This window comes from Mycobacterium heidelbergense, assembly GCF_050205645.1.
In the GTDB taxonomy this organism is placed as follows: domain Bacteria; phylum Actinomycetota; class Actinomycetes; order Mycobacteriales; family Mycobacteriaceae; genus Mycobacterium; species Mycobacterium heidelbergense_A.
In genome coordinates this window covers 219975-235727 of record NZ_JBNMQT010000006.1, presented here as the reverse complement: position 1 = coordinate 235727, position 15753 = coordinate 219975, and the positions used below count along the sequence as shown (strand labels likewise).

18 protein-coding genes and 1 pseudogene are annotated in these 15753 nt (G+C 66.0%); 7 read left to right on the top strand and 12 right to left on the bottom strand.

Annotated elements, in window-relative coordinates; translation table 11 throughout:
* The 7 genes from ACQI5H_RS09210 to ACQI5H_RS09180 all read right to left on the bottom strand — a co-directional run bounded on the left by ACQI5H_RS09210 (position 1) and on the right by ACQI5H_RS09180 (position 5278).
* Positions 1-1323 (bottom strand): cytochrome P450, encoded by a 1323-nt coding sequence (locus ACQI5H_RS09210; protein WP_427079075.1) that lies wholly within the window; start codon positions 1321-1323, stop codon positions 1-3.
* Positions 1324-1327: 4 nt separating this feature from the next.
* Positions 1328-1729, bottom strand: coding sequence for a lipoprotein LpqH (locus tag ACQI5H_RS09205; protein WP_427079131.1), 402 nt, complete (start codon positions 1727-1729; stop codon positions 1328-1330).
* A 25-nt stretch (positions 1730-1754) separates the two neighbouring features.
* Positions 1755-2612 (bottom strand): SDR family oxidoreductase, encoded by an 858-nt coding sequence (locus ACQI5H_RS09200; RefSeq protein WP_427079074.1) that lies wholly within the window; start codon positions 2610-2612, stop codon positions 1755-1757.
* An 11-nt stretch (positions 2613-2623) separates the two neighbouring features.
* Positions 2624-3097, bottom strand: coding sequence for an SRPBCC family protein (locus ACQI5H_RS09195; protein WP_427079130.1), 474 nt, complete (start codon positions 3095-3097; stop codon positions 2624-2626).
* A gap of 39 nt (positions 3098-3136) precedes the next feature.
* Positions 3137-3550 carry a resuscitation-promoting factor RpfC gene (gene rpfC, locus ACQI5H_RS09190; RefSeq protein WP_427079073.1) on the bottom strand — a complete coding sequence of 138 codons (414 nt, stop codon included), beginning with the start codon at positions 3548-3550 and terminating at the stop codon, positions 3137-3139.
* Positions 3551-3680: 130 nt separating this feature from the next.
* Positions 3681-4271 carry a chorismate mutase gene (locus ACQI5H_RS09185; protein WP_427079129.1) on the bottom strand — a complete coding sequence of 197 codons (591 nt, stop codon included), beginning with the start codon at positions 4269-4271 and terminating at the stop codon, positions 3681-3683.
* Between the two features lie 17 nt (positions 4272-4288).
* Entirely contained in the window at positions 4289-5278 is a 990-nt protein-coding gene (locus tag ACQI5H_RS09180) for an esterase family protein (protein WP_076123289.1), read from the bottom strand.
* A gap of 531 nt (positions 5279-5809) precedes the next feature.
* Here ACQI5H_RS09180 and ACQI5H_RS09175 point away from each other — a divergent pair.
* Positions 5810-6931 carry a DUF7159 family protein gene (locus ACQI5H_RS09175; RefSeq protein WP_427079072.1) on the top strand — a complete coding sequence of 374 codons (1122 nt, stop codon included), beginning with the start codon at positions 5810-5812 and terminating at the stop codon, positions 6929-6931.
* Here ACQI5H_RS09175 and ACQI5H_RS09170 read toward each other — a convergent pair.
* The 3 genes from ACQI5H_RS09170 to ACQI5H_RS09160 are packed head-to-tail and all read right to left on the bottom strand — an operon-like array spanning position 6928 to position 9814.
* Positions 6928-7494 carry a YceI family protein gene (locus ACQI5H_RS09170; RefSeq protein ID WP_427079071.1) on the bottom strand — a complete coding sequence of 189 codons (567 nt, stop codon included), beginning with the start codon at positions 7492-7494 and terminating at the stop codon, positions 6928-6930. The two genes, ACQI5H_RS09175 and ACQI5H_RS09170, sit on opposite strands and share 4 nt — an antisense overlap.
* A 25-nt stretch (positions 7495-7519) precedes the next feature.
* Positions 7520-8533, bottom strand: coding sequence for an alcohol dehydrogenase (locus ACQI5H_RS09165; RefSeq protein ID WP_427079070.1), 1014 nt, complete (start codon positions 8531-8533; stop codon positions 7520-7522).
* A gap of 18 nt (positions 8534-8551) precedes the next feature.
* The gene (locus ACQI5H_RS09160; RefSeq protein WP_427079069.1) at positions 8552-9814 is read right to left on the bottom strand and encodes a cytochrome P450; all 1263 of its coding nucleotides are present in this window, start codon (positions 9812-9814) and stop codon (positions 8552-8554) included.
* Between the two features lie 188 nt (positions 9815-10002).
* On the opposite strand from ACQI5H_RS09160, the gene ACQI5H_RS09155 reads away from it, so the two are divergent.
* From ACQI5H_RS09155 to ACQI5H_RS09140, 4 genes are all read left to right on the top strand, one after another.
* Complete coding sequence (locus ACQI5H_RS09155; protein ID WP_427079068.1) at positions 10003-10602, top strand: dihydrofolate reductase family protein; 600 nt, start codon at positions 10003-10005, stop codon at positions 10600-10602.
* Between the two features lie 88 nt (positions 10603-10690).
* On the top strand, positions 10691-11089 hold the full coding sequence (locus ACQI5H_RS09150; protein WP_076123445.1) for a hypothetical protein: 399 nt from the start codon (positions 10691-10693) through the stop codon (positions 11087-11089).
* Positions 11090-11100: 11 nt separating this feature from the next.
* Positions 11101-11388: a hypothetical protein gene (locus ACQI5H_RS09145; RefSeq protein ID WP_427079067.1), complete on the top strand. Its 288-nt coding sequence runs from the start codon at positions 11101-11103 to the stop codon at positions 11386-11388.
* Between the two features lie 64 nt (positions 11389-11452).
* Positions 11453-11680, top strand: a complete 228-nt coding sequence (locus ACQI5H_RS09140; RefSeq protein ID WP_427079066.1) for a hypothetical protein — start codon at positions 11453-11455, stop codon at positions 11678-11680.
* Positions 11681-11714: 34 nt separating this feature from the next.
* Here ACQI5H_RS09140 and ACQI5H_RS09135 read toward each other — a convergent pair whose 3' ends face one another.
* Positions 11715-12845, bottom strand: coding sequence for a nitronate monooxygenase (locus ACQI5H_RS09135; protein ID WP_427079065.1), 1131 nt, complete (start codon positions 12843-12845; stop codon positions 11715-11717).
* A gap of 123 nt (positions 12846-12968) precedes the next feature.
* Complete coding sequence (locus ACQI5H_RS09130) at positions 12969-13430, bottom strand: hypothetical protein (RefSeq protein ID WP_427079064.1); 462 nt, start codon at positions 13428-13430, stop codon at positions 12969-12971.
* A gap of 111 nt (positions 13431-13541) precedes the next feature.
* On the opposite strand from ACQI5H_RS09130, the gene ACQI5H_RS09125 reads away from it, so the two are divergent.
* Positions 13542-14282 (top strand): glucose 1-dehydrogenase, encoded by a 741-nt coding sequence (locus tag ACQI5H_RS09125; protein WP_427079063.1) that lies wholly within the window; start codon positions 13542-13544, stop codon positions 14280-14282.
* An 87-nt stretch (positions 14283-14369) separates the two neighbouring features.
* Positions 14370-15736, top strand: a pseudogene (locus ACQI5H_RS09120) (HNH endonuclease signature motif containing protein).
* Positions 15737-15753 lie beyond the last annotated feature (17 nt).

Here is a 15753-nt window from a genome sequence, read left to right as displayed (position 1 = left end):
TTAGGTGTCGACCTGCGCCATCGCCCGTGCCGGCCCCAGGGCCACCGGCAGCGTCGACCACCCCCGCAGCACGCGCGTGTCACGCCTGCTTCCGGCACCCGCCGCCCGCACGCTGGGGAAGCGGTCGAAGAACGTTCGCAGGCCCACTTCGCCCTCGGCGCGGGCGAGGGCGGCGCCTAGGCAGAAGTGCCGGCCCCCGGAGAACGCGAGATGCTTCCCGGCATTGGGCCGTTCGATGTCGAAGCAGTGTGGATCGGGGAATACCGACGGATCCCGGTTGGCCGCGGCGAGGTAGACAACCGTCAACTCCCCACGCTCGACCCGCTGGCCTGCCACCTCGACATCGTTGCGGGCCACTCGCGCGGTGAGCTGCACCGGCGATTCCAGCCGCAGGATCTCTTCAACGGTGTTGGGCCACAACTCCGGACGCTGCCGCAGCGTCTCAAGGTGCTCGGGCGCATCCAGCAACATGCGAATCCCGTTGCCCAACAGGTTCACCGTCGTTTCGAACCCAGCGGCCAGCACCAACCCGGCGATCGCCTGAAGCTCCGTCTCGTCCAGATATGTTTCGGCAGAGCCGCTTTCGGCCGTTTGGATCAACTGGCTCATCAAATTGTCGCCGGGGGAACGCCGCAATTGCCGCAAATGGTCGGCGAGCCAGGCGTTGAATCCGGCGATGCCCTGCTGGACGGTCCGGTATTGCCGCCACGGCAATGCGATGTCCAGGCTCGGCGCGGCCAACTCACCGAATTCCAGGATGCGGCCCCGGTCCCGCTCGGGCACACCGAGGATGTCGCTGATGATCGAGACCGGAAGCCGCGAGCAATAGCGTGCGACGACGTCGATGACACCGGGCTCGCCGGCCAGCTCGTCCAACAGATCGGTCGCGGTCTGCTCGACCCGATCCCGCAACGCGGCGACGGCTCGGGGCGTGAACACGGCCGACACCGTCTTGCGATAGCGCGTGTGGTCCGGCGGCTCGACGGCCAGCAGCGACGGCGCGCGCAACGGATGCAGAAGGTCGTCGCGGGTGCGACCCTCCAGCCATCGCATCGGCGCCGGCAGATTCGATCCGAATATCAGCACCCGGAAGTCGTCCGATCGCAGCAACTCATGGGCGATCGCATGGTCGGCAGTGATGAGGCTCGCCCGGCACTTCACCAACGGGCCGTGCGCGCGTACTTCGTCGTAGAACGACACCGGGTCGGCGGCCACCTTCGGATCGATGATCAGCCTGCCCTGCAAATCTCCTCGTCGGGCCCCGATCGCCGCGAGGCTCCTGATCAACCCGTGCATCGCAAGCCAGTGCAATCTCTGCTTCATGGCGTCAACACTCGGCGCTGATCTTGAAGTCCGTCGTGACGACCTTGTTGGGATTGCGGCTGTTGATCCCGTACGCGCTGCCGGAAATGGTGTACGCCCTGTCGGTGAGTTCGACGTGCGCGCTTCCGACGCCGCCTTGCCAGACGCTGCCGGTGAACCCGTCGATATTGCGGATCTTCACCCACTGGGGGATGGCGCGGTAGCCGCTGAGCAGCACCACGGCTTCCACCTGGCCGTCGCGGTCGGGGATCTCGATGGTCCGGTACGACTGCAATTGACTGCACGCGGGAGGTCGGGCGCTGTGCGTGGTCCCGTCGATGGTCAGGCGGGCGGCCCGCAGTGGCGTCGTCTGCGCCTGCGCGCACCCGGCGACGCTGGCGACTCCGACGCTAAGGCCGAAAGCCATCGCGATCACCCGTTTCTGCACGGATTCACTCCTTCACTGGGGTCTTTTTCCCTGGGGTTTTCGGCATCAGCGCGGGTAGAGATTTCACGATGCGGCCTCGCACGAGCTCCGGGCTGAGGCCCTTGAACAGGTCGATCAAGCGAATGCCCCTGGGCACATACCAATGCAGCCGCCTCGGGTGGTGGTAAGCCTGCCACGCGGCCTCCGCGACGCTGGTCGCCGGCATCAGGCGGAACAAACCCTTTTTCGGCGAGGTGGCGCGGAGTTCCTCGCCGGACATCGTCGACGGGCCGTCGTCGGAGTGGTTGGTCGTCGTGGTCAGGATCGCGGTGTCGATCAGACCGGGAAGGACGTCGGCGACGCGTACCCCGTGTCGCTGCCACTCGACGCTGAGCGCCTCGGTCAGACCCTTGACCGCATGCTTGGTCGACGAATAGACGGCGATGCGCGGCATCCCGTAGGTGCCCGCCGACGACGACGTCGAGAACATCAGGCTGCCCGGAGCCTGCTTCAGGTAGGGCAGTGCGCCGTAGGCCCCGGTCAGCACCGCTTTGTAGTTGACCTCCACCACGCGCATGGCGGCGTCGTACGGCACGTCCTCGAACCAGCCGGATTCACCGATGCCGGCGTTGTTCCACATCATGTCGAGTCCGCCGCCGGTATTGCCCGCGCAGAAGTCGGCCAGCGCGCCGTCGAGCGCGGCCTTGTCCGTCACGTCGACGACCCGGGTCCACAGCCGCTCGGTGCCAAGTTCCCGGCCCAGGGCCGCCAGGCCGTCGCCGTTGCGGTCCACCGCGGCGACCCGCCATCCGTTGGCGTGGAAGAGCTTTGCACCCTCGCGGCCCATGCCGCTGCCCGCGCCGGTGATAAAGATCGATTTCACCCAGGCCGCCTCTAGCCCGCCTCGACCACATCTTTGATGCGGTTCAGCGTTTTGGTCATGTCGCGGATGTTGCGGCGCTTGCGCAGAAAGCCGCCCAGCAACCAATACACACCGAGCCATGGCGCGGGGTTGAGGCGAAACGATTCGGTGACGTCCGTGCCGCCGCCGGAAGGCGCCAATCGGTAGTGCCAATTGTTGACCGCGCGGTCGCCGAGCATGACCGCGAAGCCGAACTCACGACCGGGTTCGCACGCGGTCACCTTGCACGTCGTCCAGTACACGGGGCCAATCTCGTTGCGTCGGACGTGGCCGCGGAATTTGGCGCCCAGCGTCGGGCCGGCGGCATCACCGAGCCACTCCGCCTCAATGACTTCCGGGGAGAACCGCCCGGTGTTGCGGACATCCGCGATCAGTTGCCAGATCTTGTCCGCGGGCGCCGCCATATGTACTGTCGCCGAACCTTCCATGGCCTGATCCAAACACAGCTTTGTGCTCGCTCATAGACCGTGGGCGGTCATCGGTCATCAGTGCGGGATGCTCGCCTGAATGATCCCGTTGATGATTTGTTTGATGCCCTGCGCGGGATGCGAATACAGCCCGATCGGAAGGCCCGAAGCGGCGCCGCACTTCGGCCATGCCTCGACCCCCTGGTCGGCAAAGACCCGGTTTGCAACCGCGATCTGTTCCTCCCTGGATGCGGCCGCCGGGTTACCGACGCCGCCGTATCTGGTCCAGGTGGCTGGTTTGAACTGCAGCCCACCGTATTCTCCGTTTCCGGTGTTGGCCTGCCAGTTCCCGCCGGATTCGCACTGCGCCACCGCGTCCCAGTTGGGGGTGACGGGCGCGGCGTTGGCCTCGACGGTGGAAGTGGTCAGCGACGCTGCAACAAACCCGCCGGCCATGACGGACTTGACGAGAGGCTTGCAGAGTTTACTCATGTCAAACAATTCGGCCGCTGTGTCCGAAGCGTTACCAATTCGAAAATCGGCCGAGATAGGCCGTCTATCAGCCGAAATCGGTTCTCACCAGCCGAAAGACAGCTTTAGAGATTCGTAAGAAATGACTAAATCAGCCCTGACAGTACGAGCTGGTCGCCAACGAGAGGGCCTGCCGATCGACGCCGTCGAGCTGGCGCGCCGCGATCGCGCCGCTGTTTGCGGCGTCGAGCTGCTGGGCGCACGCCGGCGAATGCAGCAGGCCCCAGTTGGCCGAGATCTGGGCCAACATCGTCTGGTTGAGGGCGTCGATCGCGCTCCGCAACGCGGGCAGGTCGGGCGTCCCGGCCGGCACGGTGGCCGGGTCGAGCTTCCACGCCGCGAACCGGCTGTATTCGATTGCCTCGGTCGCGTGGATCTGGTCGCGGAAGACCCGCGTGACGTATTCCGGGTCGACGTGCCGGGCGGTGGCTTCGGCGCCCACTTTGGCGAGTTCCTGTTCCACGCGGCCCGGGTCCTCGATGGCGCCGTGCGTCCGCCACTTGACGGCGGCCACCGGCTCGGCGAGCTGCAACCGCTGCGCCGCCGCGTCGACCAACTCGGTCAGTGCGCTGTCGGCGCGCGCCTGCGGCGCCAGGGCCGCGATCAGGAGGGCAGGCGCCGCTAACAGAACGACCCTTAACGCGCTACTGCGCCTGACGGTAGCGTCAAGCGCAGTAGCGATGTTCGGACTCCGAGGGGTTATCCGCCGCCCCCGGGGGTGGCACCCAAGCTGCTCTGCAGGTCACCCTTCATGGCGTTGAGCTGCGCTCCCCAGTACTCCCAGCTGTGGGTTCCGTAGGCGGGGAAGTTGAACACGGCGTTGTGGCCACCCGCGGCGTTGTAGGCGTCCTGGAACTTCTTGTTGACGCCGATCATGAAGTTGCTCTCCAGGAACGTCGCCGGCAGGTTGGCACCGCCCAGCTCGTTCGGAGTTCCGTTGCCGCAGTACACCCAGAGCCGGGTGTTGTGTTCGACGAGCAGGTTGACGTTGACCAAGGGGTCGTTGCGTTGCCACGCCGGGTCGTTGTCCGGCCCCCACATGTCTTCCTTCTTGTAGCCGCCAGCGTCGCCCATCGCCAAACCGATCCAGCCCTGCCCGGTGGACGGGCTGAGGTAGCCGGACAGCGAGCCGGCGTAGACGAACTGGCCCGGGTGGTAATTCGCCAGGTTCATCGCCGACGCACCGGCCATCGAGATGCCCACCGCGGCACTGCCGTTCGGCTTGACGCCCTTCTGCGACGACAGATACCCCGGCAGCTCGCTGGTCAGGAACGTCTCCCACTTGTAGGTCGAGCAGCCGGCCTTTCCGCACGCCGGGCGGTACCAGTCGGTGTAGAAGCTGGACTGCCCACCGACCGGCATGACGATCGACAGGCCCGACTTGTAGTACCACTCGAACGCGGGCGTGTTGATGTCCCAGCCGTTGTAGTCGTCCTGAGCGCGCAGACCGTCGAGCAGGTACACCGCCGGCGAGCCGCTTCCGCCGCTCTGGAATTGGACCTTGATGTCGCGGCCCATCGCCCCGGACGGAACTTGCAGGTACTCGACCGGCAGGCCCGGGCGCGAGAACGCACCCGCGGTCGCCGTGCCCCCCGCAAGACTGATCAGGCCCGGGAGGGTGACGGCCGCTGCTGCACCGACCAATAGCCGCCGTCTCCAGGCCCGAATCTTTTCGCTCACGTCTGTCATACCTGCCCCTTAGTCGTGTGTTCGTCGGGTGCCCCCGGCAGAATTTACCGTGTGAATACGTCAAATGTCGATTAGGACGCGAAGTAATCTCGGTTTGATATCGGTTAGCGCCCGTCAATTAACCACCGCTGCTCCGTGAGCCTTCGACCTCCCTGACCGCCAGGAGCGCCAGGCAGCGCGTAATACATAAAGGCTGTCTAATCAAAATGTCGGACCCGATTTCGCGGAGTTCGATCGCGCCCGGCAATCCGGCATGGATGTCGCTGCATCGCCGCTGCGTCGCCGCTGCGTCGCCGCGGTTTCGGCCGCGGCGAGTCGACACGCTGGCTCAATCTGCGCGTTTGTCCGGGATCCCGCACTGGCGCGGCCGAACTTGAACCGACCGCGTAGGCTCTGTCGGAGCAAGCCGATGGAGACCAACCCCTCCTGGTCCGTTCCGGCTCTCACGAATCACCGCACCAGCGGACTCCCTGGTGCGCGCGGTGGTTTGGTCGAGGGCGTTGGAGGCCCGGGAACGATCGAGGTGCAAGTTTGGACGCGGTACTAGGGCTATCACTGACGCCGACCACCGTCGGGTGGGTCCTCGCTGAGGGGCACGGCGCAGACGGCACCATCGCGGACCATCTGGAATTAGCGCTGCAGGCCGGGCGCGGTGTGCGCGCCGTATGCACCGCGGAGCAGGTGGCAGACGAGGTATTGCGGGTCAACGCGCTGGCGGCCGCAGGGGAGCGCCACCTGCGTGTCATCGGAGTCACCTGGAACGACCAAGCGTCCGCGCAGGCCGCCCTTTTGTTGGAAGCGCTGACCGACGCGGGTTTCCACAACGTCGTGCCGGTTCGATTGCTCGACGCCGTCGAGACCCTGGCGCGCGCCATCGCGCCGGTGATCGGTTACGACCAGACCGCGGTCTGCATCCTGGAACATGAGTGGGCGACGGTCGTCATGGTCGACACCAATGGCGACGAGACGCAAACAGTCGTCAAGCATGTGCGGGGCGGCTTCGACGGGCTCACCGAGTGGCTGACCGGAATGTTCGAACGCAACGGGTGGCGTCCGGGCGGAGTCGTTGTCGTCGGCGCGGACACCGATATCGACGGGCTCTCATGGCAACTCGAAAAGGCTTTGCCGGTACCGGTTTTCGCGCAAACCATGGCACAGGTAACGGTGGCGCGTGGCGCGGCCCTGGCCGCGGCGTCCAGCACCGACTTCACCGACGAGCAATTGGTCGCGCAAATCAGTGAACCCGCCGCCGCGCCCGAGCGGAGTCGGCAGCTGTCCTACGCCGGGGCCATGACGGCGTTGGCCGCCGGCACGGTGACCTTCGTCGCGTCGGTCTCCCTCGCTCTGGGCATTCAGCTGGCGCCGGGCGCCCAGCCCGCGGGGCCGAAGCACCCGGTGCACGCGCCCACGCCGCAAGTCGCCGAAGCCGTCGCTCCCGCCGTCGCACCGCCCCGCGAGACCGAGCAGCCGGCCCCTCATTCCAAAGCGCCGACCGGTGAGCCGGTTGGGGAACCGGGCGCACCGGACGAACCGCAAGGCGCACCGGCGGAGCCGCAGCCCGACCCGAATGGGCAACCGTATTTGACCAGGATGCTCGAGCACATCCCCGGCGGCACCGGCGATTCCGGGCCGCACGCGCCGACCCAGCCTTAGTCTCCGCCGCGCTCGGCCTTCGGGTGCACCGCGGTGAAGGACACCGTCACGTCGTCGGCAACCTGCACCGAGCCCATCAGCAACGAGTAGGGCTTGACGCCGTAATCGCTTTGGCGAACCGTGGATTCGGCGGACATTCGCCACGAATCACCGAGATCCTCTGTGCGCAAGTCGATTACGTGCTCTCGGGACTTTCCGTTGATGTGAAGATTGCCGGTGAGACGGTACCCGTCGCCGGTCTTGTCGATGGCCCCGGCATCGGCGGTGAAGCGGATCTCCTGGAATCGCCCCGCGCCCAACGACTTCAACGCGTTGGACCGAATCAATGCCTTCTCGGGACCGGACAGACCCTTGACGCCACCGTCGCCGCGCAGTACCTCGAACGAATCCGTCTCAACCGCGAGCTGGACGGCGACGGGTTCGGCACCGGCCCAGCTCACGGTGGCGTGCCACCGCGTCATCGCGATGGTGAGCCGATGACCCATCCGCGCGGCCCTGCCCTTGACGCCGGTACGAAGTGACAGCTCCCCGTCGGATGCGTCCAGGGCCCACCGGTCGGTCACGGACCGACCTTATCGGCGCCCTTGTTCACATGGTCAAGACGGTGCGGTAGTGCGCCCGACCGCCTTCCAGCGCCGCATAGCCCTCGCCGGCTTGCGACAGCGGGAGTTCCTCGATCCACGCCCGCACGCCGGACAAGACCGCGAAATGCATCGTGTCCTCGACGTCCTTGGCCGTCCCGGAGGGATGGCCGACGATGCTGACGCCCGGCGTTATCAGCTGCACGGGACTGATGGGCAGCGGTTCGGGCGTGACGCCGATGGTGACCAGTTCACCTTGGGGGAGTATGCCGCCGACCGTGGCGGCCATGGCCTTGGAATTGCCCGCGGTGGCCAGCACGACGGTCGCACCGCCCAAGGCCTTCAGCGCCTCGGCGGGGTCGCTGGCCGTGGAGTCGATGTAGTGATGGGCGCCCAGTTTCCGGGCATCATCGGCTTTGCCGGTACCGCGGTTGATCGCAATGGTCTCGAATCCCATTGCCCGGGCGAACTGCACCCCGAGATGGCCCAGCCCACCGACACCGAGTATCGCCACCCGATCGCCGGGTAGCGCCTTGGTGTGACGTAAGGCGTTGTAGGTGGTCACGCCGGCACAACCCAGTGGGGCGGCTTCGGCGTCGGAGAGCTCTGCCGGTATCCGGGCCAACGCGCTGACCGGCACGGTCACCGACTCCGCGTAGCCGCCGGGATACTGCCAACTCGGCACCTTGCCGTTCTCGCAGTGAATGAAGAGGCCTTTGCGGCATTGATCGCAGCGGTAGCAGCATCCGCCGAACCATCCAACGGCGACCCGATCGCCGATCGCGAAATCCTGGACACCGTCGCCGATTTCGGCGATCTTTCCAGCGATTTCGTGCCCGGGCGTCAGCGGCCACGACATGCCGGGGAACCCGCCGTTGACGAAGTGCGCGTCAGTGCCGCAGATGCCACACGCGGCGACCGTCAGGCGCACCTCGTCGCGCCCCGGCGACAGCGTTTCGACCTCGGCGAGCTCCAGCGACCCGCCCGCGGACTGCACTTGGACGGCCTTGTGAGTCGGCATTGGCTTAGCCCGCGTATCTCAGTGCGCGACAGGGCATTCCGCTGTCCCATTGGTGTGATAGTCCACCTGCCAGTGCTTGATCCCGTTGAGCCAGCCCGAGCGCAGCCGCTCAGGTTTGCCGATCGATTCCAGGTCCGGCATGGCGTCGGCGATCGCGTTGAACATCAGGTCGATCGTCATGCGCGCCAGGTTGGCGCCGATGCAGTAGTGCGCACCCGTGCCGCCGAATCCCACGTGCGGGTTGGGGTCGCGAAGGATGTTGAAGGTGTACGGGTCGTCGAACACGTCCTCGTCGAAATTGGCGGAGCGGTAGAACATCACGACCCGCTGGCCCTTCTTGATCTGCACGCCGGACAGTTCGTAGTCCTCGAGCGCCGTCCGCTGGAACGACGTGACCGGGGTGGCCCACCGGACGATCTCGTCTGCCGCGGTCACCGGGCGTTCCTTCTTGAAAAGCTCCCACTGATCGGGGAAGTCGGTGAAGGCCATCATGCCCTGGGTGATGGAGTTGCGGGTCGTCTCGTTTCCGGCAACCGCCAGCAGTATGACGAAGAAGCCGAACTCGTCGTCGGAGAGCTTGTGCCCGTCGATGTCGGCCTCGATCAGCTTGGTGACGAGGTCCTCGCCGGGGTTCTTCGCCCGGTCGGCGGCCATCTGCATGCCGTACATGATGAGTTCGACGGAGGCGGTGATGGCGTCGTTGTTGGCGAACTCGGGGTCTTGGTCGCCGACCATCTCGTTGGACCAGTGGAAAAGTTTCTTGCGGTCCTCCTGCGGCACGCCCATCAGGCCGGCGATGGCCTGCAGCGGCAGCTCGCACGACACCTGCTCGACGAAGTCACCACGCCCCTCGGCCGCAGCGGTCTCGACGATGCGCCGTGCGCGCTCGGCGAGGTCTTCGCGCAGCCGCTCGACCGCCCGAGGAGTGAAGGCGCGCGAGATGATCTTGCGCAGCCGGGTGTGTTGCGGCGCATCCATGTTCAGCAGCACGAACTTGCCGCGTTCGACCTGCTCGCCGACCGTGCCGTCCTTGTAGCGGGGCAGGGCCGTCTTCTGCAGGCTGGAGAAGATGTCGCTGCGCAGCGAGATCTCCTTGACGTCCTTGTGCTTGGTCACCACCCAAAAGCCGCCGTCGTCGAACCCGCCCGCACCGAGGGGTTGCTCGTTCCACCAAATCGGTGCGACTCGGCGCATCTCGGCCAGCTCCTCCACGGGCAGCCGCTCGGCGTAGATGTCCGGGTCGGTGAAATCGAACCCGGCAGGCAGATTGGGGGCTGGCATGAACCACTCCTCGATACGACGTGTTCTAGTGCCAATAAACCATTGCAACACCCCGGTTGGGAAGCACCGAAGCAAGATCGACACTCGCGAACTGCAACATGTTCAGCGGCGATGAATTTTCCTGACGCCGGCGGTCTGCACAAGTGAGCACCGACCAACGGGACCGAGCAAACGAAAGGGCGTGACCGATGCGCATTGTGCTGAGCGACTTCATGAGCCTCGACGGCGTCGTCCAAGCACCGGGCGGGCAGGGCGAGGACACCGAGGGCGGATTCGCGCACGGCGGCTGGTCGATGCCCTACTTCGACCCCGCGACGATGGGCCCGGCCGTCACCGAAACCATGGCGTCCACGGAGGCCCTGCTCTTTGGCCGGCGCACCTGGCAGACCATGGCCGCGGCCTGGCCGGACCGCGCCGGTGATCCGTTCGCCGACCGAATGAACGAGATTCCCAAATACGTGGCGTCCCGCACGCTCACCCAGGATGATGTCACTTGGCCTGGCTCGCATCTGCTACCCGCCGACGACGCAATCGGCGCCATCCGCCGGCTGCGAGAGCAGAGCGGCGCCGCGATGCAGGTCATGGGCAGCGCGTCGTTGGCCGCGCAGCTGATCGAGCAGGACCTGGTCGACGAGTACCGCCTGATGATCGAGCCGATCCTGCTCGGTGGGGGCAAGCGGGTGTTTCCAAGCGACGGCCGGGCCCGCGCGCTCGAGCTGGTTTCCGTCACCACGACCGGCACCGGCGTTCTCATCTGCACCTACCGCCGGGCCGGCCGTTCGGAGTAGCGCCCCGCCCGGAAGCAATACGACCTTGTGGCCCGCGGCTCAATGGATATGCTTTGGTGCAGGTCACCGGCGACAAGTGGGGTGGAACATGATTCGGGCACTGCTCAGCGCCGCTTCGATAGCGGGCATCACGATCGGCATGGCGCCGTGCGCGGCCGCCGGTTACGACGGCGACGTGCCAGGCATGAACTATCAGGCTTCGCTGGGCGCGCCCTGCGATAATTACGAGCGCTTCATTTTCGGGCGAGGACCAAGCGGCCAGGCCGAGGCCTGTCATTTCCCGCCCCCGAACCAGTTCCCCGCGGCAACCACCGGCTACTGGGTCATCTCCTACCCCCTGTACGGGGTGCAGCAGGCCGGCGCGAAGTGCCCGGGCCCGCAAGCGGCGGCACAGTCGGATCGCGGGCTTCCGATGCTGTGCCTGGGAGATCAGGGCTGGCAAGAGGGATGGTTCACCGGGGCAGGGTTCTTCCCGCCCTCTTCGTAGCGGGTCGGCCGATGAATGACGTCCGGCCGCCCGCCCCGATCCCGCGGTGGCTGCGCTTTGTCCTCGCATCCGATCGCACGGGCTCGGCGTGGTACATCGGGACCGGCTTCTTCTTCGCCCCGCTGCTCGCCGTGCTGTCGCCGTGGCCCGCAGTCACCGCCGTGCTGGGGGGTATCATCGGCGTCGCAGGGCTATGGCTGGGGCTCCTCGGGGTGGCGATGGCCATCGGCCTGGCGCGAATATTGCGGTCCGGAGCCGAGATTCCGGAAGACTACTGGCGCAGCCTGGTCAACTACTGACCGAGCGGGTCGCCGGGCGCCCGTCTAGAGTCGTACCCAGGTTCTACAACCAAGGGGGACTCCGATGGCCATCACCGCCAAAGATGTGGTCGACGCCGCCAGGGACATCGCGACCAATGCCGTCGAAAAGACTTCGGACATAGTCGAACACGCCAGTGACATCATCCGCGGCGACATCGCCGGGGGTGCCAGCGGCATCGTTCACAATTCGATCGACATCGCCACGCACGCGGTGGACCGGGCGAAAGAGGTGTTCACCGGCAAGGGTGCGGTCGACGTCGACGACGATTAGCCGCCGTCGGACGTTGACCGCTCGATGGTGGCCGCTAGACGGTGGCGGCCTCGTTGAGCTCGTCTAGCCTGTTCGTGGCCTCCAGGTACTCCTGCACCCAGCGTTCGATCACCGTCGAGGTCTTTTCCACCTTGTTGAACTGACCGACGACCTGGCCGACGGGGTTGAATGCGACGTCGACGGTCTCGTTCGGGTACTTGTTCGTGGCCCGCACCGCCATCCCGGAAACCATGTACTGCAACGGCATTCCCAGTGGCTTCGGGTTGTCGGCCTGCTCCCAGGCCTCGGTCCAGTCGTTGCGCAGCATCCGGGCGGGCTTGCCGGTGAACGAACGGCTGCGAACCGTGTCCCGGGAGCTGGCCTTCGCGTATGCCGCCTGCTGAACCGGGGTGTTCGAGGCTTCCTCGACCATCAGCCACTGCGATCCGGTCCACGCACCCTGGGCGCCCAGCGCCAGTGCCGCCGCGATCTGCTGGCCACTGCCGATACCGCCCGCCGCCAGCACCGGCACCGGGGCGACCTCCTTGATGACCTGCGGCCACAACACAATTGAGCCGACCTCGCCGCAGTGACCGCCGGCCTCACCGCCCTGCGCGATGATGATGTCGACGCCCGCGTCGGCGTGCTTGCGTGCCTGCGACGGTGAGCCGCACAGCGCGGCGACCTTGAGTCCGGCGTCGTGGATGTGCTTGATCATGTCGGCCGGCGGGGTGCCGAGCGCGTTGGCGATCATCTTCACTTTCGGGTGCTTCAGCGCCAATTCGACCTGTGGAGTGGCCGTCGCCTCGGTCCAGCCCAGCAACTGCAGGGTGTCCTCGTCGGCGTTCTCCACGGGCACGCCGTGATCGGCAAGGATCTTCTTGGCGAAGTCGAGGTGCTCCTGCGGCACCATCTTGCGCAGCGTGTCGGCCAGCTCCTCGGCGGACAGATGCGAGTCCATGCCCTCGTACTTGTTCGGGATCACGATGTCGACACCGTAGGGATGGTCGCCGATGTTCTCGTCGATCCAGTTGAGCTCGATCTCGAGCTGCTCGGGCGTGAAGCCCACGGCGCCGAGCACGCCGAACCCCCCGGCCTTGCTGACAGCCACCACGACATCGCGGCAGTGGGTGAAGGCGAAGATCGGGAACTCGATACCGAGTTCATCGCAGATAGGGGTGTGCATACCAACTCCTGAAAGCTTGACCGACGCTAAAAGAACTGAAACGTGTTCTAGTTTAGTACGCACCCCCTTGACGAGGCCAGCCGCCCCTCACCAGCGTCCCGAAACTACGACGCGTCGCCGGTGTCAGAGCACCACGGCATGGGCCACCCACAAGACCAGGAACCCGAGGATGCAGCAGACGCAGATCAGATGATCCCGGCAGATGGAGCGCGCCAGGCGGGTCTGCTCGGGCGCGCTGTCGGTGCGGTGCCCGAGCCGAACGGCGTCGGGAACGGTCTGGGTCAGTGCCAACATGATCGGGATGCCCGCGAGCAACGCCGACGTCACCAGCAGCCACGCGGGGTCGTGTCCGCGGGTAGCCTGAAACCCTAACGAGCCCAAGAGGACAAGCATCACCAGGGCGATCAGCCGGCCCATCGGCCGGGAGGTGGTTGTCGCCCGGTGGTAATACCCCGCGATGGACGCGAGTACCGGCTCGGGCAGCTCGTCAGCGCCGCGGTGCCGGAAAACCTGGGCATCGAAAATCAGATCCATCCATAAGACGGCGAACAGGAAACCACTGCAGGCCGCGAGCAACGGGGCCACTGGTCATCCACCTCCGCTTTTCATCCGCTTCGCCCAGGTCACCATTGTTTCGCAGCGCATCGGATAGGCACAGGGCTTCGGCCGGCGAACCAGGCGCTAGCCTGACCCGTCATGGGACGAGTGGAAGACAAGGTTGCACTGATCAGCGGCGCCGCGAGGGGGATGGGCGCCTCGCACGCCCGGCTGCTCGTGGCCGAGGGCGCGAAGGTGGTAATCGGCGACATCCTCGACGACGAGGGCAAAGCGCTGGCCGACGAGCTCGGCGCCGCGGCGCGCTACGTGCATCTCGACGTGACGGATCCCGAGCAGTGGACGGCGGCCGCGGCGGCGGCGGTGGCGGAGTTCGGCAAGCTGAATGTCTTGGTCAACAACGCCGGAATCATGAACTACGGCCCGCTCAAGACCTTCGATCTGTCCAAGTGGCAGCAGATCCTGGACGTCAACGTCACCGGAACGCTGTTGGGCATCCAGGCGGTGATCGATCCGATGACAGCCGCCGGCGGGGGCTCGATCGTCAACGTGTCGTCCATCGAGGGCCTGCGCGGTGCGGCGTGGGTGCACGGGTACGTGACCTCAAAGTGGGCGGTTCGCGGCCTAACCAAATCCGCCGCACTGGAATTGGCACCCCACCACATCCGCGTCAACTCCATTCACCCCGGTTTCATCCGAACCCCGATGACGGCCAAGCTTCCGCAGGATCTGCTCAACATTCCGCTGGGACGGCCCGGGGAGGCGCAAGAGGTGTCGATGTTCGTGCTCTTCCTCGCCAGCGACGAATCGTCGTACGCGACCGCGGCCGAGTTCGTCATGGACGGTGGGCTGATCGCCGACGTTTCACACAAGGCCGAGTAGCGGTTCTTTCTGAAACCACTTGCGCCACTTGCGTTTCAGTGGTTTCGAGAGAGATTTCTTGTCGGTGCCCCGTCGTAATATCCGAACATGCTTTCGAGTGATCGCGAGGAAATCGAAGCCGGCTACGCCGGGCTGCGCACCGCGGTGTCGCGGATCCTCGGGCACTCTTACGACGCGCTGACCACACCCGAGCGGCTGGCATTACTCGAGCAACTCGAACATGAAACGCGGCGGCTACGGGCGCAGGGCCACCACTTGATCAATCAGATCGCCGAGCAGGCGACGCCTGAAGAGCTGGGCGGCAAGCTGCCCCATGCACTTGCCGACCGGCTGCACATCACGCGCAGCGAGGCGAACCGGCGGATAGCCGACGCGGCTGACTTGGGGCCGCGCCGTGCGTTGACCGGTGAATCGCTCGACCCGCGGCTAACCGCGACGGCCGCGGCCCAGCGCGACGGCGCGATTGGGACTGCGCATGTTGCCGTGATTCGCGACTTCTTCAATCAATTGCCGCATTGGGTGGACGTGGAGACCCAACAACGCGCCGAGCAACAGCTCGCGCAGCACGCCATCCGGTTTCGCCCCGAGCAACTGCGCAAGCTGGCAGATCGGCTCGCCTACTGCCTCAACCCGGACGGGAACTTCACCGATGTTGACCGCGCCCGCCGCCGCGGGCTGATCCTGGGCAAGCAGGACATCGACGGGATGTCGCGGCTCAGCGGCTGGCTGACGCCGGAAGTGCGTGCCACCGTCGACGCAGTGCTGGCGAAACTGGCCGCACCGGGAATGTGCAATCCCGAGGACCCCATCCCGGTAATCGACGGCGTGCCGGACGAGGAGGCAGTCCAGCGTGACGCCCGTTCGGCGAGCCGACGCAACCACGACGGATTGCAGGCCGCATTACGCGCTGTGCTCGCAAGCGGGAAACTGGGGCAGCACAATGGATTACCGGCGACCATCATCGTGACCACGACGCTCAGGGAACTCGAAGCGGGTACTGGCAAGGCGCTCACCGGGGGAGGCGCCCTGCTACCGATGAGCGATGTGATCCGCCTGGCCCGCCAGGCGCACCACTACCTGGCCGTCTTCGACAAGGGCCATGCCCTGGCGTTGTATCACACGAAGCGGCTGGCCTCGCCGGGACAGCGAATTGTGCTCTACGCCAAGGACCGTGGGTGTACGGCACCCGGCTGCGATGTACCCGGCTATCTCTGCGAAGTCCACCACGTCGACGAGTACGCCGCGTGCCGGGCGACGAACATGGGCAACCTCACGTTTGTCTGCGGCCCCCACCATCGACTATTGCGATCCGGCGGCTGGACGACCCGAAAACGCGCCAACGGCGACACCGACTGGATTCCGCCGCCACACCTCGATCGCGCCAACCGCGCACCAACACTTTCCATCACCCCGAGGACGCGCTGTGCGACGACGAGGTTGATGACGACCCTTGATCCGCTCCGTCGGCACC